General features: G+C 65.1%; 40 protein-coding genes. 34 read left to right on the plus strand and 6 right to left on the minus strand.

Annotation, left to right across the window (positions count from 1 at the left end):
* On the plus strand, window positions 1–481 hold a 481-nt coding region (locus tag G9373_RS05745; protein WP_240960389.1), incomplete at its 5' end, for a hypothetical protein.
* A 19-nt stretch (window positions 482–500) separates the two neighbouring features.
* On the opposite strand, the gene G9373_RS05750 is transcribed toward G9373_RS05745, so the two are convergent.
* The 4 genes from G9373_RS05750 to G9373_RS05765 form a co-directional block, all read right to left on the minus strand.
* Entirely contained in the window at window positions 501–1,349 is an 849-nt protein-coding gene (locus G9373_RS05750) for an ABC transporter permease (RefSeq protein WP_005253852.1), read from the minus strand.
* Window positions 1,346–2,161 carry an ABC transporter permease gene (locus tag G9373_RS05755; RefSeq protein ID WP_005564947.1) on the minus strand — a complete coding sequence of 272 codons (816 nt, stop codon included), beginning with the start codon at window positions 2,159–2,161 and terminating at the stop codon, window positions 1,346–1,348. The genes G9373_RS05750 and G9373_RS05755 overlap by 4 nt, the downstream gene beginning before the upstream one ends.
* Window positions 2,158–3,126: an ATP-binding cassette domain-containing protein gene (locus tag G9373_RS05760; RefSeq protein ID WP_005253854.1), complete on the minus strand. Its 969-nt coding sequence runs from the start codon at window positions 3,124–3,126 to the stop codon at window positions 2,158–2,160. Before G9373_RS05760 ends, G9373_RS05755 begins: the two co-directional genes overlap by 4 nt.
* A gap of 288 nt (window positions 3,127–3,414) precedes the next feature.
* Window positions 3,415–3,891 (minus strand): hotdog fold domain-containing protein, encoded by a 477-nt coding sequence (locus tag G9373_RS05765; RefSeq protein ID WP_054245373.1) that lies wholly within the window; start codon window positions 3,889–3,891, stop codon window positions 3,415–3,417.
* 466 nt (window positions 3,892–4,357) lie between these two features.
* On the opposite strand from G9373_RS05765, the gene rpsJ reads away from it, so the two are divergent.
* The 24 genes from rpsJ to map all read left to right on the plus strand — a co-directional run bounded on the left by rpsJ (window position 4,358) and on the right by map (window position 16,931).
* Window positions 4,358–4,663 carry a 30S ribosomal protein S10 gene (gene rpsJ, locus G9373_RS05770; protein ID WP_003938093.1) on the plus strand — a complete coding sequence of 102 codons (306 nt, stop codon included), beginning with the start codon at window positions 4,358–4,360 and terminating at the stop codon, window positions 4,661–4,663.
* A gap of 20 nt (window positions 4,664–4,683) precedes the next feature.
* Window positions 4,684–5,340 carry a 50S ribosomal protein L3 gene (rplC, locus tag G9373_RS05775; RefSeq protein ID WP_005239628.1) on the plus strand — a complete coding sequence of 219 codons (657 nt, stop codon included), beginning with the start codon at window positions 4,684–4,686 and terminating at the stop codon, window positions 5,338–5,340.
* Window positions 5,337–6,026 (plus strand): 50S ribosomal protein L4, encoded by a 690-nt coding sequence (rplD, locus tag G9373_RS05780; protein ID WP_005239630.1) that lies wholly within the window; start codon window positions 5,337–5,339, stop codon window positions 6,024–6,026. The genes rplC and rplD overlap by 4 nt, the downstream gene beginning before the upstream one ends.
* Complete coding sequence (gene rplW / locus G9373_RS05785) at window positions 6,023–6,328, plus strand: 50S ribosomal protein L23 (RefSeq protein WP_005239632.1); 306 nt, start codon at window positions 6,023–6,025, stop codon at window positions 6,326–6,328. Before rplD ends, rplW begins: the two co-directional genes overlap by 4 nt.
* A 40-nt stretch (window positions 6,329–6,368) precedes the next feature.
* Window positions 6,369–7,205, plus strand: coding sequence for a 50S ribosomal protein L2 (gene rplB / locus G9373_RS05790; protein ID WP_005239633.1), 837 nt, complete (start codon window positions 6,369–6,371; stop codon window positions 7,203–7,205).
* Window positions 7,206–7,218: 13 nt separating this feature from the next.
* Window positions 7,219–7,500, plus strand: coding sequence for a 30S ribosomal protein S19 (rpsS, locus tag G9373_RS05795; RefSeq protein WP_003940820.1), 282 nt, complete (start codon window positions 7,219–7,221; stop codon window positions 7,498–7,500).
* Window positions 7,497–7,901 (plus strand): 50S ribosomal protein L22, encoded by a 405-nt coding sequence (rplV, locus tag G9373_RS05800; RefSeq protein ID WP_005239634.1) that lies wholly within the window; start codon window positions 7,497–7,499, stop codon window positions 7,899–7,901. Before rpsS ends, rplV begins: the two co-directional genes overlap by 4 nt.
* Window positions 7,901–8,707 carry a 30S ribosomal protein S3 gene (gene rpsC, locus G9373_RS05805; RefSeq protein WP_167114394.1) on the plus strand — a complete coding sequence of 269 codons (807 nt, stop codon included), beginning with the start codon at window positions 7,901–7,903 and terminating at the stop codon, window positions 8,705–8,707. The genes rplV and rpsC overlap by 1 nt, the downstream gene beginning before the upstream one ends.
* Window positions 8,708–8,710: 3 nt before the next feature.
* Complete coding sequence (gene rplP / locus G9373_RS05810; RefSeq protein WP_005239636.1) at window positions 8,711–9,127, plus strand: 50S ribosomal protein L16; 417 nt, start codon at window positions 8,711–8,713, stop codon at window positions 9,125–9,127.
* The gene (gene rpmC, locus G9373_RS05815) at window positions 9,127–9,363 is read left to right on the plus strand and encodes a 50S ribosomal protein L29 (protein ID WP_005239637.1); all 237 of its coding nucleotides are present in this window, start codon (window positions 9,127–9,129) and stop codon (window positions 9,361–9,363) included. The genes rplP and rpmC overlap by 1 nt, the downstream gene beginning before the upstream one ends.
* Window positions 9,360–9,641 carry a 30S ribosomal protein S17 gene (gene rpsQ, locus G9373_RS05820; protein WP_005239638.1) on the plus strand — a complete coding sequence of 94 codons (282 nt, stop codon included), beginning with the start codon at window positions 9,360–9,362 and terminating at the stop codon, window positions 9,639–9,641. The genes rpmC and rpsQ overlap by 4 nt, the downstream gene beginning before the upstream one ends.
* A gap of 169 nt (window positions 9,642–9,810) precedes the next feature.
* Window positions 9,811–10,179, plus strand: coding sequence for a 50S ribosomal protein L14 (gene rplN / locus G9373_RS05825; RefSeq protein WP_005239639.1), 369 nt, complete (start codon window positions 9,811–9,813; stop codon window positions 10,177–10,179).
* Window positions 10,179–10,496, plus strand: a complete 318-nt coding sequence (gene rplX / locus G9373_RS05830) for a 50S ribosomal protein L24 (RefSeq protein ID WP_005239640.1) — start codon at window positions 10,179–10,181, stop codon at window positions 10,494–10,496. Before rplN ends, rplX begins: the two co-directional genes overlap by 1 nt.
* 1 nt (window position 10,497) lies before the next feature.
* Window positions 10,498–11,064 (plus strand): 50S ribosomal protein L5, encoded by a 567-nt coding sequence (gene rplE, locus G9373_RS05835; RefSeq protein ID WP_005239642.1) that lies wholly within the window; start codon window positions 10,498–10,500, stop codon window positions 11,062–11,064.
* 4 nt (window positions 11,065–11,068) lie between these two features.
* On the plus strand, window positions 11,069–11,254 hold the full coding sequence (locus tag G9373_RS05840; RefSeq protein WP_005239644.1) for a type Z 30S ribosomal protein S14: 186 nt from the start codon (window positions 11,069–11,071) through the stop codon (window positions 11,252–11,254).
* Window positions 11,255–11,407: 153 nt separating this feature from the next.
* Window positions 11,408–11,806, plus strand: a complete 399-nt coding sequence (gene rpsH / locus G9373_RS05845) for a 30S ribosomal protein S8 (protein WP_005239657.1) — start codon at window positions 11,408–11,410, stop codon at window positions 11,804–11,806.
* A gap of 14 nt (window positions 11,807–11,820) precedes the next feature.
* On the plus strand, window positions 11,821–12,360 hold the full coding sequence (gene rplF, locus G9373_RS05850; protein ID WP_005239658.1) for a 50S ribosomal protein L6: 540 nt from the start codon (window positions 11,821–11,823) through the stop codon (window positions 12,358–12,360).
* 1 nt (window position 12,361) lies between these two features.
* On the plus strand, window positions 12,362–12,769 hold the full coding sequence (gene rplR, locus G9373_RS05855) for a 50S ribosomal protein L18 (RefSeq protein ID WP_005239660.1): 408 nt from the start codon (window positions 12,362–12,364) through the stop codon (window positions 12,767–12,769).
* Window positions 12,770–12,806: 37 nt separating this feature from the next.
* The gene (gene rpsE, locus G9373_RS05860) at window positions 12,807–13,463 is read left to right on the plus strand and encodes a 30S ribosomal protein S5 (RefSeq protein ID WP_005239662.1); all 657 of its coding nucleotides are present in this window, start codon (window positions 12,807–12,809) and stop codon (window positions 13,461–13,463) included.
* Window positions 13,463–13,642, plus strand: a complete 180-nt coding sequence (gene rpmD, locus G9373_RS05865) for a 50S ribosomal protein L30 (RefSeq protein WP_005239665.1) — start codon at window positions 13,463–13,465, stop codon at window positions 13,640–13,642. The genes rpsE and rpmD overlap by 1 nt, the downstream gene beginning before the upstream one ends.
* 2 nt (window positions 13,643–13,644) lie before the next feature.
* A complete protein-coding gene (rplO, locus tag G9373_RS05870; protein WP_005239667.1) occupies window positions 13,645–14,088 on the plus strand; it encodes a 50S ribosomal protein L15 in 444 nt (147 codons plus the stop codon).
* A gap of 190 nt (window positions 14,089–14,278) precedes the next feature.
* Window positions 14,279–15,592: a preprotein translocase subunit SecY gene (secY, locus tag G9373_RS05875; protein ID WP_005239668.1), complete on the plus strand. Its 1,314-nt coding sequence runs from the start codon at window positions 14,279–14,281 to the stop codon at window positions 15,590–15,592.
* Window positions 15,589–16,134, plus strand: a complete 546-nt coding sequence (locus G9373_RS05880) for an adenylate kinase (RefSeq protein ID WP_005253860.1) — start codon at window positions 15,589–15,591, stop codon at window positions 16,132–16,134. Before secY ends, G9373_RS05880 begins: the two co-directional genes overlap by 4 nt.
* The gene (map, locus tag G9373_RS05885) at window positions 16,134–16,931 is read left to right on the plus strand and encodes a type I methionyl aminopeptidase (protein WP_005564943.1); all 798 of its coding nucleotides are present in this window, start codon (window positions 16,134–16,136) and stop codon (window positions 16,929–16,931) included. The genes G9373_RS05880 and map overlap by 1 nt, the downstream gene beginning before the upstream one ends.
* Before the next feature lie 21 nt (window positions 16,932–16,952).
* Here map and dtd read toward each other — a convergent pair whose 3' ends face one another.
* Window positions 16,953–17,390 carry a D-aminoacyl-tRNA deacylase gene (dtd, locus tag G9373_RS05890; protein WP_054245432.1) on the minus strand — a complete coding sequence of 146 codons (438 nt, stop codon included), beginning with the start codon at window positions 17,388–17,390 and terminating at the stop codon, window positions 16,953–16,955.
* 265 nt (window positions 17,391–17,655) lie between these two features.
* Between dtd and infA the strand changes: the two genes are divergently transcribed.
* The 9 genes from infA (at window position 17,656) to G9373_RS05935 (ending at window position 23,036) form a co-directional block, all read left to right on the plus strand.
* Window positions 17,656–17,877, plus strand: a complete 222-nt coding sequence (gene infA / locus G9373_RS05895) for a translation initiation factor IF-1 (protein WP_003418601.1) — start codon at window positions 17,656–17,658, stop codon at window positions 17,875–17,877.
* A gap of 86 nt (window positions 17,878–17,963) precedes the next feature.
* Entirely contained in the window at window positions 17,964–18,077 is a 114-nt protein-coding gene (rpmJ, locus tag G9373_RS05900) for a 50S ribosomal protein L36 (RefSeq protein ID WP_003938068.1), read from the plus strand.
* Window positions 18,078–18,297: 220 nt separating this feature from the next.
* The gene (rpsM, locus tag G9373_RS05905) at window positions 18,298–18,672 is read left to right on the plus strand and encodes a 30S ribosomal protein S13 (RefSeq protein ID WP_005239677.1); all 375 of its coding nucleotides are present in this window, start codon (window positions 18,298–18,300) and stop codon (window positions 18,670–18,672) included.
* Window positions 18,672–19,085: a 30S ribosomal protein S11 gene (rpsK, locus tag G9373_RS05910; protein ID WP_005239680.1), complete on the plus strand. Its 414-nt coding sequence runs from the start codon at window positions 18,672–18,674 to the stop codon at window positions 19,083–19,085. Before rpsM ends, rpsK begins: the two co-directional genes overlap by 1 nt.
* Window positions 19,086–19,107: 22 nt before the next feature.
* Window positions 19,108–19,713, plus strand: coding sequence for a 30S ribosomal protein S4 (rpsD, locus tag G9373_RS05915; RefSeq protein WP_005239683.1), 606 nt, complete (start codon window positions 19,108–19,110; stop codon window positions 19,711–19,713).
* A gap of 116 nt (window positions 19,714–19,829) precedes the next feature.
* Window positions 19,830–20,891, plus strand: coding sequence for a DNA-directed RNA polymerase subunit alpha (locus G9373_RS05920; protein WP_005239684.1), 1,062 nt, complete (start codon window positions 19,830–19,832; stop codon window positions 20,889–20,891).
* 27 nt (window positions 20,892–20,918) lie between these two features.
* Complete coding sequence (gene rplQ, locus G9373_RS05925; protein WP_005239685.1) at window positions 20,919–21,488, plus strand: 50S ribosomal protein L17; 570 nt, start codon at window positions 20,919–20,921, stop codon at window positions 21,486–21,488.
* 5 nt (window positions 21,489–21,493) lie between these two features.
* On the plus strand, window positions 21,494–22,387 hold the full coding sequence (gene truA / locus G9373_RS05930; protein WP_206031630.1) for a tRNA pseudouridine(38-40) synthase TruA: 894 nt from the start codon (window positions 21,494–21,496) through the stop codon (window positions 22,385–22,387).
* An 82-nt stretch (window positions 22,388–22,469) separates the two neighbouring features.
* Window positions 22,470–23,036 (plus strand): NAD(P)H-dependent oxidoreductase, encoded by a 567-nt coding sequence (locus G9373_RS05935; protein ID WP_005560715.1) that lies wholly within the window; start codon window positions 22,470–22,472, stop codon window positions 23,034–23,036.
* Here G9373_RS05935 and eccE read toward each other — a convergent pair.
* Window positions 23,033–24,682 carry a type VII secretion protein EccE gene (gene eccE / locus G9373_RS05940; RefSeq protein WP_054245371.1) on the minus strand — a complete coding sequence of 550 codons (1,650 nt, stop codon included), beginning with the start codon at window positions 24,680–24,682 and terminating at the stop codon, window positions 23,033–23,035. The two genes, G9373_RS05935 and eccE, sit on opposite strands and share 4 nt — an antisense overlap.
* Window positions 24,683–24,732: the final 50 nt, after the last annotated feature.

Here is a 24,732-nt window from a genome sequence, read left to right on the forward strand (position 1 = left end):
CCGGACACCGCCCCACCGCCGCAACCTGACCCGCACCCCGCCCGCTCGGGTTACCCTCGACTCAGCACGCCCGAGCATGGGGAATTACGTGACGGACACCCCTGGGGAATTACGTGACGGTCGACAGGCGGGCGGCGTCGACACGGCCGGCCGTATCAGGAGGCTCACTCAGGCCGCACTCAATGCCGACGTCACGATCAGCCGCGTCGACGGCGTGGCACACGAGATCGGGACGTCCCTCGACGAATTCACCCGTGTGCTGGGCAGGTTCGACGCGTTGCTGGACAAGTTCGCCGATGGGCTCGACACCTTCGCCGGCACGGTCCGGTCGGTGGACGGCGTCGTCGGGTCGCTGGCGGCCACCGAACAGGACCTCGACGAGCTACTGCTGCGCGTCGGCCGGATCGTCGAGACGGTCGACTGGCTACTGACCCCCGCGACCGCGGCGCGTCGCCGGTTGGCCGGCATCAGATTCTTCTGACGTCCGGGAATACGAGTGGCTATGCCGGGTTGCCCGCGGCCCGGCGATAGCCGCGCACCGCGGGGTAGGTGAAGATCAGCAGCCCCGCGAGCGACCACGCGATGGTCTTGAGCAGTGGTTCCGCGACGGGTCCGCCCATCGACAGTCCCTTCATCGCGTCGATCGCGCACGACATCGGCTGGTTCTCCACGAACGGCTGAAGCCACGTGGGGTAGGCGCCTGTGGGTACGAATCCCGAGTTGAAGAACAGCAGGAGGGTGCACAGCAGGGAGAGGATTTCGACGAGCGGCGCCTTCGCCGCGTTGACGGCGAGGGCGGTCACCATCGTCGCGAAACTCACCCCGAACAGCAGCGGCAGGAGCATCAATGCGATACCGGCGAGAATGCCCTGATCGAACCGGAACCCGATAGCGAAACCGACGGCGATGATCAGCACCGTGGTGAGCATGATCCGCACGGATTCGGCCATGAGTCGGCTGAGCAGGCCCGACGCGCGGTGCACGGGCAGCACCCAGAACCGGCTCAGGAGCCCGTCCGCCCATTCCTTCTTCAGCGACAGACCGCCCGCGATGGACCCGAACATCGCGCCGACGAGCGTGATCATCGGAACGGTCCCGAAGACGCTGTTGACCCCGGTGGCCTTGGTGATCGAGATCCCGAGGACCGCCCAGAACATCAGCAACATCAACGACGGGTACACGATCGCCTGAAGCATGGTGTACGGGTCACGAGCCCAGCGGAGCAGAAGTCGTCTGGTCTGCAGCAGGCTGTGCGAGAACAGCGCGGCGAGGGAATTCTCCGGGTGGGGTTCGAGCACCTCGGGGAAGGTCACCGTCGCCGGTGTGTCGGATCGGTACTCGGTGGTCATCCGCGCCTCACATTCGACCAGACCGACAACGGGAGGAAAACCAAGGCAAATCCTGCGCACCACAGCAAGGTAGGTGTCAGTAACTGGAACGTGATCGTCCCATCGGTCATCGCGCGCATGGACGTGGAGAACTGTGAGATCGGCTGGTTGCGCACGAAGCCCTGAGCCCATTCGGGGAACTGCGTCACCGGAACGAACCCGGACGAGAACATGCCGAGGATCAGCTGAGGGAGCGTCAGCGCTTGACTTGTAATCTCGGGGCTCCGGGTCAGGGTGCCGAGCGCATCGGCACCCGTTGTGAGGGTGAATCCAATGGCCATGGCCAGTCCGCAGAACGCGGCAGTTTGTGCCACACCTCCGTCGAATCGGAATCCGATGAGCAATCCGTATGCGATCGATGCTACGAGCGAAATCGCCGAATGTACGAAGCTGGCGGTCATCCGTGCCGCCAACGGAATTGCTGGGCCGATCGGCATCGTCTGGAACCGGGAGTTCATCCCGTTCGATGCCTCGGTAGCAGCGCGATGGGCGGCCGAGATCGCGGTGAACGCCATGGCCTGCAGGACGATGATCGGCATGACGAACTGTGCGTAATCGATGCCCTGGAATTTCATCACCAGGCGTAGCGGCAGGTAGAAGCCGATGGTGAAGATTAACGGCGCCAACACTGCTATGAAGAACTGACCGGACACTGCCATCGTGTGCAGGTTGCGCTTGGACAGCGCAATCCACTGCTGGATGCTCGACGGTTGCGGCCGCCGGTGCCTGCCTTCGAGGGCACTCTCGAATCCGAGCTGGGCGGGCGCCGTCACGACGGCAGGCTCTCGTCGACGCGGACGTGACCGGTGAGGGAGAGGAAGACGTCGTCGAGGGACGGGCGCCGCAGGGCGATGTCGGCGAGCGTGACCCCGGCGAGGTCGAGGCGGCGCAGAACCTCGGCGAGGGTCTGGGCGCCGTGTTCGGCGGGTATCGACAACCGGTCGGTGCCTTCTTCGATGACCCGGCCGGGTGGGCACAGGCTCGAGAGGATCTCCCGCACGCGCGGCAGGTCGTCGAGACTCACCGGGACGACCTCGCAGTAGCTTCCGCCGGTCCGGGCCTTCAATTCGTCGGCCGTGCCCTCGGCGATCACGGTGCCCTTGTCGATGACGACGATGTTGTCGCTCAGCAGGTCGGCCTCTTCGAGGTACTGCGTGGTCAGCAGGATCGTGATGCCCTGCTCCTTCAGCGCGGACACGAGGGACCACACGCCCTGGCGGCTGCGGGGGTCGAGACCGGTGGTGGGCTCGTCGAGGAACACCACCTCGGGGCGGATCACCAGGCCACAGGCGATGTCGACGCGCCGGCGCATGCCGCCGGAGTACCCGGACACCTTCCGGTCGCCCGCTTCGAGCAGATCGAACTGGGTCAGTAGGTCCTGCGCGCGCGATTTCGCGGACGCCTTGGGCAGGCCCATCAGGCGGCCGAAGAGCACCAGATTCTCGCGACCGGTCAGCGACTCGTCGAGGGCGGCGTACTGGCCCGTCATCATGATGCTGCGACGGACGTTCGCCGACTCCTCGACGACGTCGTGTCCGGCGACGAATGCGCGGCCCGCATCGGGTCGCAGCAGAGTGGACAGCACGTTGACGGTGGTGGTCTTCCCTGCGCCGTTGGGGCCCAGGATGCCCAGGACCGTGCCGCGGGGCACCTCGAAGCTCACACCCCGCAACGCTGCTACGTCACCGAAGGATTTCTCGATTCCCTCGACAAGAACGGCGGTGTCAGCTGCTGGCATGTCCCGAGTATGTCACGCGAAGAGGGTGATCAAGGCAGACCGGGGAACACCTTCGCGCCCGAGGAACGGGAGGGGAAATCTTCTGTAACGCGGAAAGACAGGTACGCGATAAATGCCGGACGTCTGTACCACTTCGGCCCCGGCGACCGCGGCGGAAACCGGTCCCGTCCGGCCGGAAGGTGGTGCTGTGCCGCGACGTTCCGGCTGCGGGGAAGTGCCACACGGCAATTCGGGTCACCCCCGATGACGCCGCAACGAATGTGAGCTTCGACATGCGCCTTTCGCGTTCTACCGCGGTGTGACCCACGTCGTGATGTCGGCGTGAACCACCTCTACCCCGTGTCCGTCGAAAATGCCCACCGGCACGACGACGTCGGCGCCCGCAGTGATCGCGGTGAAGTCCGGCAGCTCCGGCAGTTCCGCGACGGCGCGCAGCGTTCCGTTCGCCTTGGCGAGGTAGTGGACCGTCATCGACTTCGGGATCCACCGGTGGGTCGAGGGCACGGTCGCCTCGGACAGCATGCCCATGGCGGCCTCGGCGAGGTTGCACGCCGCGATCGCGTGGAACGTGCCCAGGTGGTTGCGGACGCCCCACCATTTCGGGGCGCGGACCTCGCAGCGGCCGGGCCGCATCTCGACGACGCGGGGGAGGACCGAGCCGAAGTAGGGGACGCGGAGACACATGCCGACAGAGAAGAGGGCGTGGCCCAGCGCGTTGTCGGGGAGTTTCTGCCACGCGGCGTACGTGGGACTCGAGTTCGTCATCCACGCATCTTACTTCAGAGTAAGTTCGGGCGATGGCGGGAGGGATCGAGCCCGGTTTGAAGTCTCCCGCCCGGTACGGCATACTGGTCGGGTTGCCTTGTCTGGGACGCGATCGTTTGCGGCCCGAAACAGGTGGGGTGAAACGTCGCGGTGTAGATCACATGACCTGCTCGCGGCCACATGCAAGACGGAAGCAGTACCTACTGGCACTCGAATTCGAGTGCATCCGGTGCGCGTTCCCGGCCCGAAAAGCTGAAAAGTTCCGGGTCGGAGAATGAGTGGGAGGGCGACACGCCCGACCGCGTGTACCGGAGAACCATGACAGATGAACAGCGGCAGCGGATCGGGTGTGTCCCGGTCGCCTAGCGTTCGGACAGTTGCGGCCCAGGTAAGGGACTGTGCAGACGAGGTAGTTCGGCCCGACTCGGGTGGGACTACGAAACGCGGCAAGAAAAGGACACTAAGCGTGGCGGGACAGAAGATCCGCATCAGGCTCAAGGCCTACGACCATGAGGCGATCGACGCGTCAGCGCGCAAGATCGTCGAGACGGTGACCCGTACCGGGGCCCGCGTCGTTGGACCCGTGCCGTTGCCGACCGAAAAGAACGTGTACTGCGTCATCCGCTCGCCGCACAAGTACAAGGACTCGCGCGAGCACTTCGAGATGCGTACTCACAAGCGGCTTATCGACATCCTCGACCCGACGCCCAAGACGGTTGACGCGCTCATGCGCATCGACCTTCCGGCCAGCGTCGACGTCAACATTCAGTGAGCGCGGCGGAGACAAAAACAATGACTGATACCAAGATCAAGGGAATCCTGGGCACCAAGCTCGGCATGACCCAGGTCTTCGACGAGAACAACCGGGTCGTTCCGGTCACCGTCGTGAAGGCCGGACCGAACGTCGTGACCCAGATTCGTACCGAAGAGCGTGACGGCTACAGCGCCGTGCAGCTCGCGTTCGGCGCCATCGACCCGCGCAAGGTGAACAAGCCGACTTCCGGCCAGTTCACCAAGGCCGGCGTCACCCCGCGCCGCCACGTTGTGGAGCTCCGCGTTGCCGACACCTCGGAGTACGAGGTCGGCCAGGAACTTACCGCCGAGGTCTTCGAGGACGGCGCCTACGTCGACGTCACCGGAACCAGCAAGGGTAAGGGCTTCGCCGGAACCATGAAGCGCCACGGCTTCGCCGGTCAGGGTGCATCGCACGGTGCGCAGGCCGTTCACCGTCGCCCCGGTTCCATCGGTGGTTGCGCCACTCCGGGCCGCGTGTTCAAGGGCATGCGCATGTCCGGCCGCATGGGTAGCGACCGCATCACGACGCAGAACCTCTCCGTTCACAAGGTGGACGCCGAGAACGGCCTGCTGCTGATCAAGGGTGCGATCCCCGGCCGCAAGGGCGGCCTCGTGATCGTCAAGAGTGCAGTGAAGGGTGGTGCACGAGCATGACCAGCACCGAGACATCGACGACCAAGCTGACGCTGGACGTCAAGGTCGCCGGCGGCAAGACCAACGGCACCGTCGACCTCCCCGCGGAGATCTTCGACGCGCCTGCCAACATCGCGCTTCTCCACCAGGTTGTCGTCGCGCAGCTCGCTGCTGCACGTCAGGGCACCCACGCCACCAAGACCCGCGGCGAGGTTCGCGGCGGTGGCAAGAAGCCGTACCGCCAGAAGGGCACCGGCCGCGCTCGTCAGGGCTCGACCCGTGCACCGCAGTTCGCCGGTGGTGGCACCGTCCACGGCCCGCAGCCGCGCGACTACAGCCAGCGGACCCCCAAGAAGATGAAGGCCGCCGCCCTGCGCGGAGCCCTCTCCGACCGGGCCCGCAACGAGCGCATCCACGTGATCACCGAACTGGTTGCCGGTCAGACTCCGTCCACGAAGTCCGCCCGCACCTTCCTCGGCGAGATCTCGGACCGCAAGAAGGTCCTGCTCGTCGTCGGACGCGAGGACATCGCGGCCTGGAAGAGCGTGCAGAACCTGGACGGCGTGCACCCCATTGCACCCGACCAGCTCAACACCTACGACGTGCTCAACAGCGATGACGTCGTGTTCAGCGTCGAGGCGCTCAACGCGTTCATCCACGGGCCCGCCGAGACCGCCCAGGAAGAGAACAAGGAGGAGGGCAAGTGAGCACCATCGCCGATCCCCGCGACATCCTGCTCGCCCCGGTCATCTCCGAGAAGTCCTACGGACTGATCGAGGAAGGCACCTACACCTTCCTGGTGCACCCGGACTCGAACAAGACGCAGATCAAGATTGCCGTCGAGAAGATCTTCGGCGTCACCGTGACCAGCGTCAACACCGCCAACCGTCAGGGCAAGCGCAAGCGGACCCGGTTCGGTTACGGCAAGCGCAAGGACACCAAGCGCGCGCTCGTGACCCTCTCGGCCGACAGCAAGCCCATCGAGATCTTCGGAGGACCGGTCGCGTAAGCGCCCGGGACTTGACGAGACATAGAGGACGAGAAGACTCATGGCAATCCGTAAGTACAAGCCGACTACCCCGGGCCGTCGTGGCTCGAGCGTCTCGGACTTCGCCGAGATCACTCGGTCGACCCCCGAGAAGTCGCTGGTTCGCCCGCTCCACGGACGCGGTGGACGTAACGCACACGGTCGTATCACCACCCGGCACAAGGGCGGCGGACACAAGCGTGCCTACCGGCTGATCGATTTCCGTCGCAACGACAAGGACGGCGTGCCGGCCAAGGTCGCTCACATCGAGTACGACCCCAACCGCACCGCGCGTATCGCCCTGCTGCACTACGCGGACGGCGAGAAGCGCTACATCATCGCCCCCAAGGGCCTGGTCCAGGGTGCTCCGGTCGAGTCCGGCGCAGGCGCCGACATCAAGCCCGGCAACAACCTGCCCCTGCGCAACATCCCGACGGGTACCACCATCCACGCGGTGGAACTCCGCCCGGGTGGCGGCGCCAAGATGGCCCGCTCGGCCGGATCCAGCATCCAGCTGCTCGGTAAGGAAGGCACCTACGCCACGCTGCGTATGCCGTCCGGCGAGATCCGTCGTGTCGACGTTCGCTGCCGCGCCTCGATCGGTGAGGTCGGCAACGCCGAACAGTCGAACATCAACTGGGGCAAGGCCGGCCGTATGCGCTGGAAGGGCAAGCGCCCGACCGTCCGTGGTGTCGTGATGAACCCGGTCGACCACCCGCACGGTGGTGGTGAGGGTAAGACCTCCGGTGGTCGCCACCCGGTCAGCCCGTGGGGCAAGCCCGAGGGCCGCACCCGCAAGAACAAGGCGAGCGACAAGCTCATTGTCCGTCGTCGCCGTACCGGCAAGAACAAGCGCTAGGAGGGAGTGAAGGATGCCACGCAGCCTCAAGAAGGGCCCGTTCGTCGATGACCACCTCCTCGCGAAGGTGGACGTGCAGAACGAAAAGGGAACCAAGCAGGTCATCAAGACCTGGTCCCGTCGTTCCACGATCATCCCGGACTTCATCGGCCACACGTTTGCGGTTCACGACGGCCGCAAGCACGTCCCCGTGTTCGTTTCCGACTCGATGGTCGGACACAAGCTCGGAGAGTTTGCACCGACCCGCACGTTCAAGGGTCACATCAAGGATGATCGGAAGGCGAAGAGGCGATGAGCAACACCGAAACCGCCAACCCGACCGCCAAGGCAGTAGCGCGCCACGTGCGCGTCACGCCGATGAAGGCGCGTCGTGTTGTGGACCTGGTCCGCGGGCGTTCGGTTGAAGACGCCCTGAACATCCTGAAGTTCGCGCCGCAGGCAGCGAGCGAGCCGGTCGCCAAGGTGATCGCCTCCGCAGCAGCCAACGCCGAGAACAACCTCGACCTCGACCCGAGCACGCTTGTCGTCGCCACGGCGTTCGTGGACGAGGGCGCGACCCTCAAGCGGTTCCAGCCGCGTGCACAGGGACGTGCGTTCCGTATCCGCAAGCGCACCAGTCACATCACCGTGATCGTGGAGAGCCTGCCGAAGACCGGAACATCGACCCGTAATCGCCGGAAGGGAAGTGCTCAGTAGTGGGCCAGAAAATCAACCCGCACGGCTTCCGCCTCGGCATCACCACCGACTGGAAGTCTCGCTGGTACGCAGACAAGCAGTACGCGGAATACGTCAAGGAAGACGTCGCGATCCGTAAGCTCCTCGCCACCGGCATGGAGCGCGCGGGCATCGCGAAGGTCGAGATCGAGCGCACCCGTGACCGTGTGCGTGTGGACATCCACACCGCGCGCCCGGGCATCGTCATCGGCCGCCGCGGCGCCGAAGCCGATCGCATCCGTTCCGAGCTCGAGAAGCTGACCGGCAAGCAGGTCCAGGTGAACATCCTCGAGGTCAAGAACGCCGAGGCCGAGGCTCAGCTCGTCGCACAGGGTGTGGCCGAGCAGCTCTCGAACCGTGTCGCCTTCCGTCGCGCCATGCGCAAGGCCATCCAGTCGGCCATGCGTCAGCCCAACGTCAAGGGAATCCGGGTTCAGTGCTCCGGTCGTCTCGGCGGCGCCGAGATGTCCCGGTCGGAGTTCTACCGCGAAGGCCGTGTTCCGCTGCACACGCTTCGTGCGGACATCGACTACGGCCTCTACGAGGCCAAGACCACCTTCGGCCGCATCGGCGTGAAGGTCTGGATCTACAAGGGCGACATCGTCGGTGGCAAGCGTGAGCTCGCCGCCAACGTGGCTGCTCCCGCAGGCGACCGCCCGCGCCGTGAGCGTGCGAGCCGTCCCCGTCGTTCCGGTGCCACCGGCACCACCGCGACCAGCACCGAAGCCGGCCGCGCAGCGACCGCCACTGCCGATGCACCCGCTACGACTGAACAGAAGGAGGGCTGACGCATGTTGATCCCACGGCGGGTCAAGCACCGCAAGCAGCACCATCCGAGCCGTTCGGGTGCCGCCAAGGGTGGAACCCAGGTGACCTTCGGTGACTACGGCATCCAGGCTCTCGAGCCGGCCTACATCACCAACCGGCAGATCGAGTCCGCTCGTATCGCCATGACCCGGCACATCAAGCGTGGCGGCAAGATCTGGATCAACATCTTCCCGGATCGCCCCCTCACCAAGAAGCCGGCCGAAACCCGCATGGGTTCCGGTAAGGGTTCGCCCGAGTGGTGGATCGCGAACGTCAAGCCCGGTCGCGTGATGTTCGAGATGAGCTACCCCAATGAGGAGATCGCTCGTGAGGCCCTGCGCCGCGCGATGCACAAGCTCCCGTGCAAGTGCCGGATCGTGACAAGGGAGGAGCAGTTCTGATGGCTACTGGAACCCCAGCCGCAGAGCTCCGCGAGCTCACTGAAGAAGAGCTGGTCACCCGGCTTCGTGAGTCGAAGGAAGAGCTGTTCAACCTTCGTTTCCAGATGGCCACGGGCCAGATGGACAACAACCGTCGACTTCGTACCGTTCGTCACGAGATCGCGCGTATCTACACCGTTCTGCGTGAGCGTGAGCTCGGGCTGGCCGTTGGTCCGGACGCAGGTGACGCGGCATGAGTGAGGAAAAAGCAGTGAGCACTGAAGAGCGCGGCAGCCGCAAGGTCCGCACCGGATACGTCGTCTCCGACAAGATGGAGAAGACGATCGTGGTCGAGCTCGAAGACCGGGTCAAGCACCCGCTCTACGGCAAGATCATCCGGCGCACCAGCAAGGTGAAGGCGCACGACGAGAACGGCGTCGCAGGCATCGGTGACCGCGTGCAGCTGATGGAGACCCGTCCGCTGTCCGCGACCAAGCACTGGCGTCTCGTCGAGGTCCTCGAGAAGGCCAAGTAAGAACCGAATAATGTATCCAGTACGATGGTGGGGTTGCCTTGCGGCAGACGCACGGCAACCCCACCGTTGTGCCGCCCACCCGGGCGGCCCCTCTCGCAGGGCACGGGTACAGACCGCGCACGTCGGGTCGGAAATCTGCCGTGCAACAGTCCAGGTCAAGGAGAAGTAAGTGATTCAGCAGGAGTCGCGGCTGCGCGTCGCCGACAACACGGGTGCCAAGGAGATTCTCTGCATCCGCGTTCTCGGTGGTTCGTCTCGCCGCTACGCCGGGATCGGTGACATCATCGTCGCCACCGTCAAGGACGCCATCCCGGGTGGAAACATCAAGAAGGGCGAGGTCGTCAAGGCCGTCATCGTCCGTACCACCAAGGAACGTCGCCGTCCGGACGGGTCGTACATCAAGTTCGACGAGAACGCCGCCGTCCTCATCAAGCCGGACAACGATCCCCGTGGCACCCGCATCTTCGGCCCCGTCGGCCGCGAGCTGCGTGAGAAGAAGTTCATGAAGATCGTCTCGCTCGCCCCGGAGGTGCTGTGATGAAGGTGCACAAGGGTGACACCGTGCTGGTCATCGCCGGCAAGGACAAGGGCGCGAAGGGCAAGGTCATCCAGGCCTACCCCGCGACCAACAAGGTCCTCGTCGAAGGCGTGAACCGCATCAAGAAGCACACCGCGGTTTCCGCGAACGAGCGCGGAGCTTCCTCCGGCGGCATCGTCACGCAGGAAGCCCCGATCCACGTTTCCAACGTCGCGGTCGTCGACTCGGACGGCAACCCCACTCGCGTGGGCTACCGGACCGACGAAGAGTCCGGCAAGCGCGTTCGGATTTCCCGGAAGAACGGGAAGGACATCTGACATGACCTCCACTGAGAACAAGATCCAGCCGCGCCTGAAGACTCGCTACCGCGAGGAGATCAAGGCTGCGCTGAACACCGAGTTCGACTACGCCAACGTGATGCAGATCCCCGGCGTCGTCAAGGTCGTCGTCAACATGGGTGTCGGTGACGCCGCGCGCGACGCCAAGCTGATCAACGGTGCCGTCAACGATCTCGCTCTGATCACCGGTCAGAAGCCCGAGATCCGCAAGGCACGCAAGTCCATCGCGCAGTTCAAGCTTCGCGAGGGAATGCCGATCGGCGCCCGCGTCACGCTGCGTGGCGACCGCATGTGGGAGTTCCTGGACCGTCTCGTGTCCGTCGCGCTTCCCCGCATCAGGGACTTCCGCGGCCTGTCGGGCAACCAGTTCGACGGCAACGGCAACTACACGTTCGGCCTGAACGAGCAGTCGATGTTCCACGAGATCGACGTGGACAAGATCGACCGCCCGCGCGGCATGGACATCACCGTGGTGACCACCGCGACCAACAACGAAGAAGGCCGTGCCCTGCTGAAGCACCTCGGCTTCCCGTTCAAGGAGAACTGAGCTAATGGCTAAGAAGGCATTGGTCAACAAGGCCAACAAGAAGCCCAAGTTCGCGGTGCGCGCCTACACCCGCTGCCAGCGCTGCGGCCGTCCGCACTCGGTGTTCCGCAAGTTCGGCCTGTGCCGAATCTGCGTCCGTGAGATGGCGCACGCCGGCGAGCTGCCCGGCGTTCACAAGAGCTCCTGGTGAGCCGGTGACGCCGTCGCCCTCTACGGCGGCGGCGTCACCCCCACAGACTTCCGGTTCGTAACCTCGGACCGGGAAACGTAAGACCTACTTCGCGATAGGCCTGCGTCGGAAACGGCAGAGGGAACCGTTGTGAGAAAGGTAGAGGTCAACCTCATGACCATGACCGACCCCATCGCAGACTTCTTGACGCGTCTGCGCAACGCCAACACGGCGTACCACGATGAGGTGAAGTTGCCCCACTCGAAGATCAAGGCGAACATCGCCGAGATCCTCAAGCGCGAGGGTTACATCGCCGACTACCGCACCGAAGACGCCGAGGTGGGCAAGACCCTCATCGTCGACCTGAAGTACGGCCCGAGCCGTGAGCGCAGCCTTGCCGGCGTGCGTCGCGTCTCCAAGCCCGGTCTGCGTGTGTACGCGAAGTCCACCAACCTGCCCAAGGTTCTGGGCGGCCTCGGCGTGGCGATCATTTCCACGTCCACCGGCCTGCTCACCGATCGCCAGGCGGCCAATCAAGGAGTGGGCGGGGAAGTCCTCGCCTACGTCTGGTAAGGGAGGCCACCACAATGTCGCGTATTGGAAAGATTCCCGTCACCGTCCCCGGCGGCGTCGATGTCTCGATCGACGGCCAGGACGTCACGGTCAAGGGTCCCAAGGGCACGTTGGCCCTGACGATCTCCGAGCCGATTGCCATTGCGAAGAACGACGACGGCACGCTCAGCGTGACGCGTCCGGACGACGAGCGTCGCAGCCGCGCGCTGCACGGTCTGTCTCGCACCCTGGTGCAGAACCTCATCACCGGTGTCACCGACGGTTACACCACCAAGATGGAGATTCACGGCGTCGGTTACCGCGTCGCTCTCAAGGGCAAGGACCTCGAGTTCGCACTCGGCTACAGCCACCCGGTCCCGATCGAGGCTCCGGAAGGCATCACCTTCGCGGTCGAGTCGCCCACCAAGTTCTCGGTGTCGGGCATCGACAAGCAGAAGGTCGGGCAGATCTCGGCCAACATCCGTCGTCTCCGTCGTCCGGACCCGTACAAGGGCAAGGGCGTGCGTTACGAGGGTGAGCAGATCCGCCGCAAGGTCGGAAAGACGGGTAAGTGATATGAGCCAGACTGCAAACCAGAAAGCCAAGCGGATTCCGCTCGGCAAGGATGCGTCCACGAAGCGTCGCCTGTCGAAGGTGCGTCGTCACTTCCGTCTCCGCAAGAAGGTCTCCGGCACGCCCGAGCGTCCCCGCCTGGTCGTCAACCGGTCCTCGCGCCACATCCACGTCCAGCTCGTGGACGACCTCGCAGGCCACACCCTGGCCGCGGCGTCGACCACCGAGGCCGACGTGCGTGCAGCGGACGGCGACAAGAAGGCCCTCAGTGCGAAGGTCGGTCAGCTGATCGCCGAGCGCGCGAAGGCAGCCGGTGTCGAGGCCGTCGTGTTCGACCACGGTGGACACGGCTACCACGGTCGCATCGCGGCCCTTGCGGACGCAGCTCGCGAAGGCGGGTTGAAGTTCTGATGACCAAGACCGAGTACATGAACGGAAGGACAGCCTGATGCCGGGACGTCAGAGGCGTGACGGCGGAAGCGGACCCGCCGGACAGAATGGCCCCAACACCGGGGACAACCGCGGCGGCGGCGACCGTCGTGGTGGCGGTCGCGACGATCGTCGCGGCGGACAGTCGGCCGAGAAGTCGAACCACATCGAGCGCGTCGTCACGATCAACCGCGTGTCGAAGGTCGTCAAGGGTGGTCGTCGCTTCAGCTTCACCGCTCTGGTGATCGTGGGCGACGGCAACGGACTGGTCGGCGTCGGCTACGGCAAGGCCAAGGAAGTTCCTGCGGCCATCCAGAAGGGCGTCGAGGAGGCTCGCAAGAGCTTCTTCCGCGTTCCGATGATCGGCAGCACCATCACGCACCCGGTTCAGGGTGAGGCCGCAGCGGGCGTCGTCATGCTGCGTCCGGCAAGCCCCGGTACCGGTGTCATCGCCGGTGGCGCGGTGCGTGCCGTGCTGGAGTGCGCCGGTATCCACGACATCCTGTCGAAGTCGCTCGGTAGCGACAACGCCATCAATGTCGTGCATGCGACCGTTGCTGCGCTCAAGGGCCTGCAGCGTCCCGAGGAAGTTGCGGCTCGCCGCGGTCTCCCCCTCGAAGACGTGGCTCCCGCCGGCATGCTGCGTGCACGCGCACAGGCTGGGAGCGTGAAGTAATGGCCGAACTCAAGGTCACTCAGATCAAGAGCACCATCGGTACCAAGCAGAACCAGAAGAACTCTCTGCGCACGCTGGGCCTGAAGGGCATCCGTCAGACTGTTGTTCGCGAGGACAATGCGCAGAACCGCGGTCTGATCAACGTGGTGCGCCACCTCGTCACAGTTGAGGAGGTCTAACCATGACCATCAAACTGCATCACCTGCGCCCCGCACCCGGAGCCAAGTCCGACAAGATTCGTGTCGGTCGTGGTGAAGGCGGCAAGCGCGGCAAGACCGCCGGTCGCGGCACGAAGGGCACCAAGGCCCGCAAGAACGTGCCCGCAGCCTTCGAGGGTGGACAGATGCCGCTGCACATGCGTCTGCCCAAGCTCAAGGGTTTCACCAACCCGTTCCGCACCGAGTACCAGGTCGTCAACGTCGGCGACATCGCCCGTCTGTTCCCCGAGGGTGGACAGGTCACGGTCGAGGACCTCGTTGCCAAGGGTGCCGTTCGCAAGAACCAGCTCGTCAAGGTTCTCGGCGACGGCGACCTGACTGTCGCCGTCCAGGTGACGGTCGACAAGTTCACCGGCTCCGCCAAGGAGAAGATCGCTGCTGCCGGTGGTACCGCCACCGAGCTGTGAGCTATCACCGCTAGCCAGTAGATGGCCGCAGTACAGCCTCGCGCTGTACTGCGGCCATTTGCGGCTGTACGGGCAGCACTGCCGCAGGTCTCCCAACTGTGCGTTCAGTTGCCACTGTTAGAGTTCTAGAGTTCATTCACGGACAAGTCTGCTTTCGACTCGTCTCCCCACCGTCGTGCCAGGAGGATCTTTGCTTTCCGCCTTCGTCTCGGCCCTCAGGACCCCGGACCTGAGGCGGAAGATCCTCATCGCGCTCGGTCTCGTTGCGCTCTATCGCATCGGCGCCGTGATTCCGTCGCCGGGCGTCGACTATGGGAACGTCCGAGCCTGTGTCGATCAGCTGTCGGGCGGTGATTCCGCTGGTATCTACTCTCTGATCAACCTGTTCTCCGGCGGCGCACTACTCCAGCTGTCGATTTTCGCGATCGGCATCATGCCGTACATCACGGCCAGCATCATCGTCCAGCTGTTGACGGTCGTCATCCCGAAGTTCGAGGAACTCCGGAAGGAAGGCCAGTCCGGCCAGGCGAAGATGACGCAGTACACGCGTTATCTGTCGATCGCCCTGGCGATCCTGCAGGCCACCGGCATCGTGGCGCTCGCGTCGCGCGGCCAGCTGCTGCAGGGATGCCAGGAAGAGATCATCGCCGACAAGAGCATCTTCGGCCTCGTGATCATCGTGCTGGTCATGACCGCGGGCGCTGCGCTCGTTATGTGGTTCGGCGAGGTCATCACCGAGCGCGGTGTCGGTAACGGCATGTCGCTGCTGATCTTCTCGGGTATCGCGTCCCGCCTGCCCTCCGAGGGCAAGGCCATCCTGGACAGTCGCGGGGGACTGATCTTCGCGATCATCTGCGTCGCAGCCCTCGCCATCATCGCCGGCGTCGTATTCGTCGAGCAGGGCCAGCGGCGGATCCCGGTCCAGTACGCCAAGCGCATGGTCGGCCGCAAGATGTACGGCGGCTCGTCGACGTATCTGCCGCTCAAGGTCAACCAGGCCGGCATCATCCCGGTCATCTTCGCGTCGTCGCTGCTGTACCTGCCGAACCTCATCGCGCAGCTCACCGGCGCCACGTCGTCCGCCGATCCCAGCTGGTGGCAGCGGATCATCAACGAGTACCTGGTGAATCCGAACAACCCGGTGTACATCGTCATCTACTTCGCACTGATCGTGTTCTTCGTGTTCTTCTACGTCGCGATCACGTTCAATCCGGAAGAGCGCGCGGACGAGATGAAGAAGTTCGGCGGCTTCATTCCCGGTATCCGCCCGGGTCGCCCCACCGCGGACTACCTGAATTACGTGCTCAACCGCATCACCGTTCCCGGCTCGATCTACCTCGGCCTGATCGCGGTGCTGCCCCACTTCTTCCTGTCCGGAAGCCAGACCTCCAGCAGCATCTTCGGTGGTGCGGCCGTGCTGATCCTCGTCAGCGTCGCCCTGGACACGGTCAAGCAGATCGAAAGTCAATTGATGCAACGTAACTACGAAGGGTTCCTCAAGTGAGACTTGTCCTCCTTGGTCCTCCCGGTGCAGGCAAGGGCACCCAGGCCGCGATTCTGTCCGAGAAGCTCGGCGTCCCCCACATCTCCACGGGCGACCTGTTCCGCGCGAACATCGGCCAGGCCACGCCCCTCGGCCTCGAGGCGAAGAAGTACCTGGACGCCGGAGACCTGGTTCCCAGCGAGATCACCAACAACATGGTGAAGGCCCGCGTCGCCGAGCCGGACGCGGCCAACGGATTCCTCCTGGACGGCTTCCCCCGGACCGTCGACCAGGCTCAGGCGCTCGAGGCGATCCTCGCCGAGCTGAACACGAAGCTCGACGCAGTGCTGTCCTTCATCGTCGACGAGGACGTCGTGGTCGAGCGGATGCTGGCCCGTGGCCGCGCGGACGACAAGGAAGACGTCATCCGCAACCGGCTCCGGGTGTACCGCGAGGAGACCGCGCCGCTGCTGGACTACTACAAGGACCAGCTGGTGACCGTCGACGCCCTGGGCGAGGTCGACGAGGTCAACGCTCGCGCACTGGCAGCGTTGGGTAAGTAATGGGCTTCGGGCGTAAGCGCAAGGTCGTTCCGTTCCGGACCGCAGGCGAGCTCGACGCAATGGCGGCCGCCGGTGCCATCGTCGGTGCGGCTCTGGTGGCGGTCCGCGAAGCGGCGAAGCCGGGTGTGAGCACGCTCGAACTCGACGAGGTGGCCGAATCGGTCATCCGCGACGCCGGCGCCGTGCCGTCGTTCAAGGGCTACCACGGGTTCAGCGGATCGATCTGTTCGTCCGTGAACGATCGTGTGGTGCACGGGATTCCCTCGGCGGAAGACATTCTCGCCGAGGGAGACCTCGTCTCCATCGACTGCGGCGCCATTCTCGACGGCTGGCACGGCGACTCTGCGTGGACCTTCGGTGTCGGAGACATCATCGAAGCGGACCAGCAGCTCAGCGAGGCCACCCGGCTGTCCATGGAGGCGGGGATCGCGGCGATGCTGCCCGGCAACCGCCTCACCGACATTTCCCACGCCATCGAACTCGGCACCCGCGCCGCCGAGGTCGCGCACGACCGCAAGTACGGCATCGTCGACGGCTACGGCGGTCACGGCATCGGCCGGGAAATGCACATGGAGCCGTTCCTCGCCAATGAAGGAGCTCCGGGCAAGGGGCCGCAACTGGTGGTCGGTTCCGTTCTGGCGATCGAGCCGATGCTGACCCTCGGCACCACCGACACCGTTGTCCTCGACGACGATTGGACGGTTGTCACCTCCGACGGAACCCGTGCAGCGCACTGGGAGCACACGGTCGCCGTCACCGAGGACGGGCCGCGCATCCTGACCCTGCGTCCGGAGTAGTGGCCTCCTGCGGGTGCGGGCCTACACGTCGATCAGCAGAGTCACCGGGCCGTCGTTGACGAGGCTGATCTCCATGTGTTCGCCGAACACGCCGGTCTCGACGGTCGCTCCCAGCTCGCGGAGGGCGCCGGTGAACTCGTCCACCAGTGGTTCCGCCACCGGCCTCGGCGCCGCGGCGGACCAGGACGGGCGCCGGCCCCGGCGGGTGTCCGCCATGAGCGTGAACTGACTGGCGACGAGTACGGGGGCGTCGAGGTCGGACGCGGACTGTTCGTTCTCCAGGATGCGCATGGTCCACACCTTCTTCGCGAGCAGAGCCGCCTTCGCCTCGTCGTCCGTATGGGTGATGCCGACCAGGACGAGCAGCCCGTGGCCGCCGGCCGGGGGAGTGATCCGCCCGACCTCGTCGCCGTCGACGCGGACCGACGCGGATGTCACTCGCTGTACCAGGGCGCGCACGCACACCATCCTTCGCATCGTTGCCGGTGGGTCTCGGAAGTCGAATTCTCGCCGGGCGGGCGGGTCCGTCAGGGACCGCATTTGGCCTGGTGAGCAATTTCCCGTAACATGGATCAACGGTGCGCTATGCGTGCCGGTTGTCTGCGTGCCCAGTGCCGGATTCGATCCGGATTGTTCATGTTTCGGCCGGTGAAGATCCCATTGGGCGCCACGGTAACGGAAACAGATGCAATAAGCACGCCAAACCACATGGATCGCGGAGGATATGGCTAAGAAAGACGGGGCCATCGAGGTCGAGGGACGAGTAGTCGAGCCGCTGCCCAATGCGATGTTCCGCATTGAGCTCGAGAACGGCCACAAGGTTCTCGCCCACATCAGCGGAAAGATGCGTCAGCACTACATTCGCATCCTCCCGGAAGATCGCGTCGTCGTAGAGCTCTCGCCCTACGACTTGTCGCGCGGACGCATCGTTTACCGGTACAAATAAAAGCTTCCCCGCCGACCAGGTCGGGGAGAAGTACGTCCGCTGCGGATCTGCGTAGTGGGCTGCCACAAAACAGGAGATCAGAAGACGTGAAGGTTCAGCCGAGCGTCAAGAAGATCTGCGAAAAGTGCAAGGTGATCCGTCGTAACGGCCGGGTCATGGTGATCTGCGAGAACCTGCGCCACAAGCAGCGTCAGGGCTAGATCTCCGCTTTTCGAGGATCTGCTTGGCAACAAGCAAAGATGACCTCCCAGCACCAGCCAGTACTCACGGCTCTCGAGCAGGTACTGGTTCACCCCCGGCACGGAGGCCGGGGCCCCACTGAGTTAGTTGAAGCATTGTCGGTCGCGAGACCGCCGACGTTTGAAGAGGCACAGGGGATGGACTGGGAGCAGACCTCCGCACACCGATAGGAATGCCGACATGGCACGTCTCGCAGGTGTCGATCTTCCCCGTGAAAAGCGGATGGAGATCGCACTTACTTACATCTACGGCATCGGCCGTACCCGCTCCAAGGAGATCCTGGACGCCACCGGCGTCAGCCCGGATCTGCGGAGCAAGGATCTCTCGGACGAGGATCTGGCCAAGCTCCGCGAGTACATCGAGGAGTCGCTGAAGGTCGAGGGTGACCTTCGCCGCGAGGTCCAGGCCGACATCCGACGCAAGATCGAGATCGGCTGCTACCAGGGCCTGCGCCACCGTCGTGGTCTGCCCGTGCGTGGTCAGCGCACCAAGACCAACGCCCGCACCCGTAAGGGTCCGAAGCGCACCATTGCAGGCAAGAAGAAGGCGAAGTAATGCCCCCCAAGTCACGTAGCACCGGTCCGAAGAAGACCCAGAAGGCGCGTCGCAGGGACAAGAAGAACGTCCCGCACGGCGCCGCTCACATCAAGAGCACGTTCAACAACACCATCGTGTCCATCACGGACCCCGCCGGAAACGTGATTTCCTGGGCGTCCTCGGGACACGTCGGCTTCAAGGGTTCGCGTAAGTCGACCCCGTTCGCCGCTCAGCTGGCCGCCGAGAACGCAGCCCGCAAGGCGCAGGAGCACGGTGTCAAGAAGGTCGACGTCTTCGTCAAGGGCCCCGGCTCCGGCCGTGAGACCGCGATCCGCTCGCTTCAGGCCGCAGGCCTCGAGGTCGGCACCATCTCCGATGTCACCCCCCAGCCGCACAACGGCTGCCGTCCGCCCAAGCGGCGTCGGGTCTAGCGGGAAGGATAGGTAGAAGAAAATGGCACGTTATACCGGACCCATCACCCGCAAGTCGCGTCGTCTGCGCGTCGACCTCGTTGGAGGCGACCAGGCGTTCGAGCGTCGTCCCTACCCGCCGGGCCAGCACGGCCGCGCGCGGATCAAGGAGAGCGAGTACCTGCTCCAGCTGCAGGAGAAGCAGAAGGCTCGCTTCACCTACGGCGTCATGGAGAAGCAGTTCCGCCTGTACTACAAGGAGGCGAACAACCGCCCCGGTAAGACCGGTGAGAACCTGCTCCGCATCCTGGAGTCGCGTCTCGACAACGTCGTGTACCGCGCCGGACTGGCTCGCACCCGCCGCCAGGCCCGTCAGCTGGTCACCCACGGCCACCTCCTTGTGAACAACAAGAAGGTCGACATCCCCAGCTACCGCGTCTCGCAGTACGACATCATCGATGTCAAGGACAAGTCGCTGTCCACGCTTCCCTTCCAGGTCGCGCGCGAGACCCAGGGTGATCGCCCGATCCCGGGTTGGCTGCAGGTTGTCGGTGGACGTCTCCGGGTTCTGGTTCACCAGCTTCCCGAGCGTGCGCAGATCGACGTTCCTCTGCAGGAACAGCTCATCGTCGAGTACTACTCGAAGTAGGCCTGACGGCTCGTGCGCCTTTCCGGTAGTTCCGACTACCGGAAAGGCGCACGGGCACGAAGTGCCTTTCCCATCGTGGGCGTCAAATAGCGGACGCCCGTACAGGAGGAACTCCAATGCTCATTTCTCAGCGACCCACGCTGACCGAAGAGGTCATCGCTGACAACCGCTCGAAGTTCGTCATCGAGCCCCTCGAGCCAGGCTTCGGGTACACCCTCGGCAACTCGCTCCGCCGCACGCTGCTCTCGTCGATTCCCGGCGCTGCTGTCACCAGCATCCGCATCGACGGCGTTCTGCACGAGTTCACCACAGTTCCCGGTGTGAAGGAAGATGTCACCGACATCATCCTGAACCTCAAGGGCCTCGTCGTGAGCTCCGAAGAGGACGAGCCGGTCACCATGTACGTCCGCAAGCAGGGCCCCGGCGCCGTGACTGCAGGCGACATCGTGCCCCCGGCCGGCGTCACCGTGAACAACCCGGATCTGCACATCGCCACCCTGAACGACAAGGGAAAGCTGGAGATCGAGCTCGTCGTCGAGCGCGGTCGCGGCTATGTCCCCGCCGTCCAGAACAAGGCGTCCGGCGCCGAGATCGGCCGTATCCCGGTCGACTCGATCTACTCGCCGGTGCTCAAGGTCACCTACAAGGTGGAGGCCACCCGCGTCGAGCAGCGCACCGACTTCGATCGGCTCGTGCTCGATGTGGAAACCAAGAACTCCATCACCGCTCGGGACGCGCTCGCTTCGGCGGGCAAGACCCTGGTTGAGCTCTTCGGCCTGGCCCGTGAGCTGAACGTCGAAGCAGAAGGCATCGAGATCGGACCCTCGCCCGCCGAGGCCGATCACATCGCTTCGTTCGGACTGCCCATCGAGGACCTGGACCTGACGGTCCGTTCCTACAACTGCCTCAAGCGCGAAGGTGTTCACACCGTCGGTGAGCTTGTCGGCCGTACCGAGTCCGATCTGCTCGACATCCGCAACTTCGGACAGAAGTCCATCGACGAGGTGAAGGTCAAGCTGCATTCGCTCGGCCTGGCCCTCAAGGACAGCCCCGCGTCCTTCGATCCCACCACCGTTGCCGGCTACGACGCCGCCACCGGAACGTGGAGCGACACGGACGCCGGTTCCTTCGGTGATGCCGAGGGCACCGAGGACTACGCCGAGACCGAACAGCTGTAGCTCACGGTCCTTTACTAGGAGATCATCATGCCCAAGCCCAAGAAGGGTGCCCGCTTCGGCGGGTCGGCTTCGCACCAGAAGGCGATCTTCGCCAATCTGGCTACCGCGCTCTTCGAGCACGGCCGCATCACCACCACGGAGTCCAAGGCCAAGGCCCTGCGCCCGTACGCCGAGAAGCTCGTCACGCACGCCAAGGCCGGAACCCTGGCTCACCGTCGTGAGGTTCTGAAGGTCATCCGCAACAAGGATGTCGTGCACACCCTGTTCGCGGAGATCGGCCCGTTCTACGCCGATCGTGACGGCGGCTACACCCGCATCATCAAGACGGTCCCCCGCAAGGGCGACAACGCGCCGATGGCGATCATCGAGCTCGTCAAGGAGAAGACCGTCACCTCCGAGGCCGACCGCGCTCGTCGCGTGAAGGCATCGAAGGATGCGCCGGCTGCTGCTCCCGCCGAGGAGAACGTCGTCGAGGCCGTCGAGGCCGAGGCAACCGACGCCGAGGTCGAGAACGCTGACGCCGTCGTCGAGGCCATCGAGGACGAGACCGCCACCGCGGCCGACGCCCCCGAGGCCGAAGAGGCCAAGAAGGACTAGTCCACTTGGTTTCGGCACACGCTGAATCGAACGAGCCCGTCGTCCCCTCGAGGGACGGCGGGCCCGTTTCGTATGAGACCCGTCGCTTGCGCCTGGACATCGCGTACGACGGAACGGAGTTCTCCGGGTGGGCCCGCCAGAACGGGCTGCGCACGGTGTGCGGGGAGATCGAGGAGAAGCTCGGCGCCGTCCTGCGCGCACCGTTGCAACTCACGGTGGCGGGGCGCACCGACGCCGGGGTCCACGCCACCGGGCAAGTGGCGCACGTCGACGTTCCGCTCGACGCCGTGCCGGACGACCCGTCCCGGCTCGTCCGCAGGCTCGCACGGTTCCTGCCGAAGGACGTGCGGATCAAACAGATCGCCTTCGCGCCCGAACACTTCGATGCGCGGTTCTCCGCGATGCGCAGGCACTACGAGTACCGCCTCACGGCGGCGGCCTACGGCGCCGATCCGCTCCGAGCCCGGGACACCGTGTCGTATCCGAAGGTCCTCGATCTCGAACTCATGCGCGCGGCGTCCGCGACGCTGCTGGGTTTGCACGACTTCGCGGCGTTCTGCAAACGCCGGGAAGGCGCCACGACTGTTCGCGATCTCCAACGTTTCGACTGGAAGCGCGACGGCGACGTATTCACGGCCTTCGTCAGCGCCGACGCCTTCTGCTGGTCGATGGTGCGCAGTCTCGTCGGTGCGGTTCTCGCCGTGGGGGAGGGACGTCGCGACCTCGACTGGATCGAAGGACTCCTCCGCGAGAAGTCGCGGTCGAGTTCGATCCTGGTGGCCCCGGCGCACGGACTGTCCCTGGTGCGCGTCGACTACCCGGACGACGCGGATCTGGCGGCACGCAACGAGATCACCCGGGACGTCAGGACCGTGCCGGGCGGCTGCTGCGGCGACTGACCGGAACCCGCGGCGTCGATCGCCACCGCGGTTGCGGAGGCGTCAGCACCTACGATGGCTCCGGAAGAGAAGGAGCCTGTTCATGACCGCAGTCGCACCCGTCCGGATCGAGATCATCATCGGATCCGTCAGAGTGGGTCGGATCGCTCCCGTCGTCGCCGGCTGGTTCGCCGAACGTGCCCGCGCCTACCCGGGACTGGACGTGGGCATCATCGATCTCGCCGACACGCCGTTGCCGCAGGATCTCGGCGCATCCCCGGTGACGGACGAATTCCGGGAGCGAGTGGGCAGAGCCGACGGGTTCGTGGCCGTCACCTCCGAGTACAACCACGGCTACCCTGCGGCGCTGAAGACCGCGTTCGACAGCGTCAAACACGAATGGCGCTCGAAGCCCATCGGTTTCGTGTCGTACGGCGGGTTGGCAGGCGGACTCCGGGCAACCGAACAGCTGCGCCAGGTGGTGGCCGAATTGCACATGGTGTCGGTGCGGCAGAGCGTGAGTTTCCACCGGGTGCGCAAGAGATTCGACGACCAGGGGCAGACGACCGACGGCGCCGCCATCGACTCGGCTGACCGCATGCTCGCGCAGCTCGTATGGTGGGCCGACGCGGTCCGTGTTCAGCGCGGGACCACCCCGTACCCCGGCTAGAACTGGTGCACCGGCACGTACTCGTCCACCGCGCGAGGCCGGCCGATGAACGCCGTCTCGGACGAGATCGTGACCAGCATCAGTTCGATGCTCGTCCCTCCGGTCGATAGAAGAATGCGGTCGCCCAGCGCATTCGGTTGGACGATCGACAGGTCCGGTTCGGCACCGGGCCACTGGCTCGGTTCTCCGTAGAGGTAGATCGCGGTGACCCCGGCGCGGGGCGGCAGCGCGTTGACGCCGTCGAACACGACGGTGTTGAACCTGTTGTCGGACTGCGGATTGTGGCCGGCGAGGCGCAACCGGTCGGGCGTGGCGATGGAGTCGATCAACGACGACCACGCGTCGGGCCGATCGGTGTGAATGAGCACGCGGGCGCCGGTCGCGACGGCGCGGAACACCAGTTGCTGGGCGAGATACAGCTCGCCCGCCACATAGACCATGCCGACGCCGGGACCTGCGATGCGAGCGGTGATTCCGTGACCGTAGTCGTCGGAGCCGATGAGCTGGCCGCACCCCGCTGGGGGCAACTGCAGCGCACGAAGGTCCTCGACGGACATGTCGGTCAACGGCATCACGTCGTCGAGGTCCGACATCGCGACGGGAAGGTTGGCCAGCAGCCCGTCCCGGTGCCTGCCCTGCATCGAGATGAGCCCGGGGATCGTGAGCGGTTCGGGCATCGTCCGGGTGGTCACCCGGCAGGCCGCACCGACCTTCACCTGCCCGTCGTGTCCGCTGGGGCGCAGCCGGATCGTCACGGTCGTGCCGAGGCTCGACGGAACCCAGAGCTTCGCGAGCAGGTCTCGCGTCAGGTAGCGCGGGTCGACGCCGTAGCCGGTGTTGCACACGCCGGGCAGCGGTGCATGCTTCCATGTCTCCGTGAAGGTCTTCGGATCGACGCCCCGACTGATCTGCAGCGCGGCCGATTCGATCTCTGGGGCGGTGAGAATGCGCGCGCGACATCCTGAATCGGCCAGTGCACGCACGACGCGACTTGCCGCGATCGTGATGGCGCGCGACGCGCCTTCCTCGCCGCCGCCACGCCGCGCCACGGCAGCGACGTTCTCCGTGGCGTCGAATCGCAGGGCGAGCCAGACCATCCGGGTCGCCGTCGCCGGCAGCGGGCCGACCAGCCTGTCGTACACATCGGTTGCGGGGGAGCCGGCCGCGGCGCGATAACCGTGGCTGACGATGTCGATTCCGCTCAGCGAGATGTCGTGCTGGACGAGACACGCGGCGAGCGCGTCGGTCGGGAGTTCGTGCGTCGTCTGGAAGCCGTCCCGGGTGATCTGCGTGAGGCTCCCCGCGGGAGGAAGTACCTCGACGACGGCGACCACGCTGCCACCGTCCCACCGGAGCCCGACGGACTGACCTGTCGGTGCCTGGAAACCGACGGTGCGGGACTGCGTCCGAACGGGTTTGGTGCAATATCGCCAGCACGTCCGGGCCCAGTCCAGGCTCGACCAGCCGCCCACGCGGACGAGCGCGGCGAGAACGAGGACGAACGCGACGACGACGGCGCCCCACCACACCAACCCGCACAGCGAGGCCACGACGCCGCCGGTCACCCCCAGTAGTTGCGCAACGATCATCTCGGTCGCCGAAAACCGAAGAGACGACGGCCGACGTGTGACGCGCGAACGGTCCATGGTTCCTCCCCCGAATACCTGAACCCAGCAGACCCGTACCCGTCCGCCGT

The organism is Rhodococcus sp. A14, from assembly GCF_011603105.1.
Taxonomy (GTDB): domain Bacteria; phylum Actinomycetota; class Actinomycetes; order Mycobacteriales; family Mycobacteriaceae; genus Rhodococcus_F; species Rhodococcus_F opacus.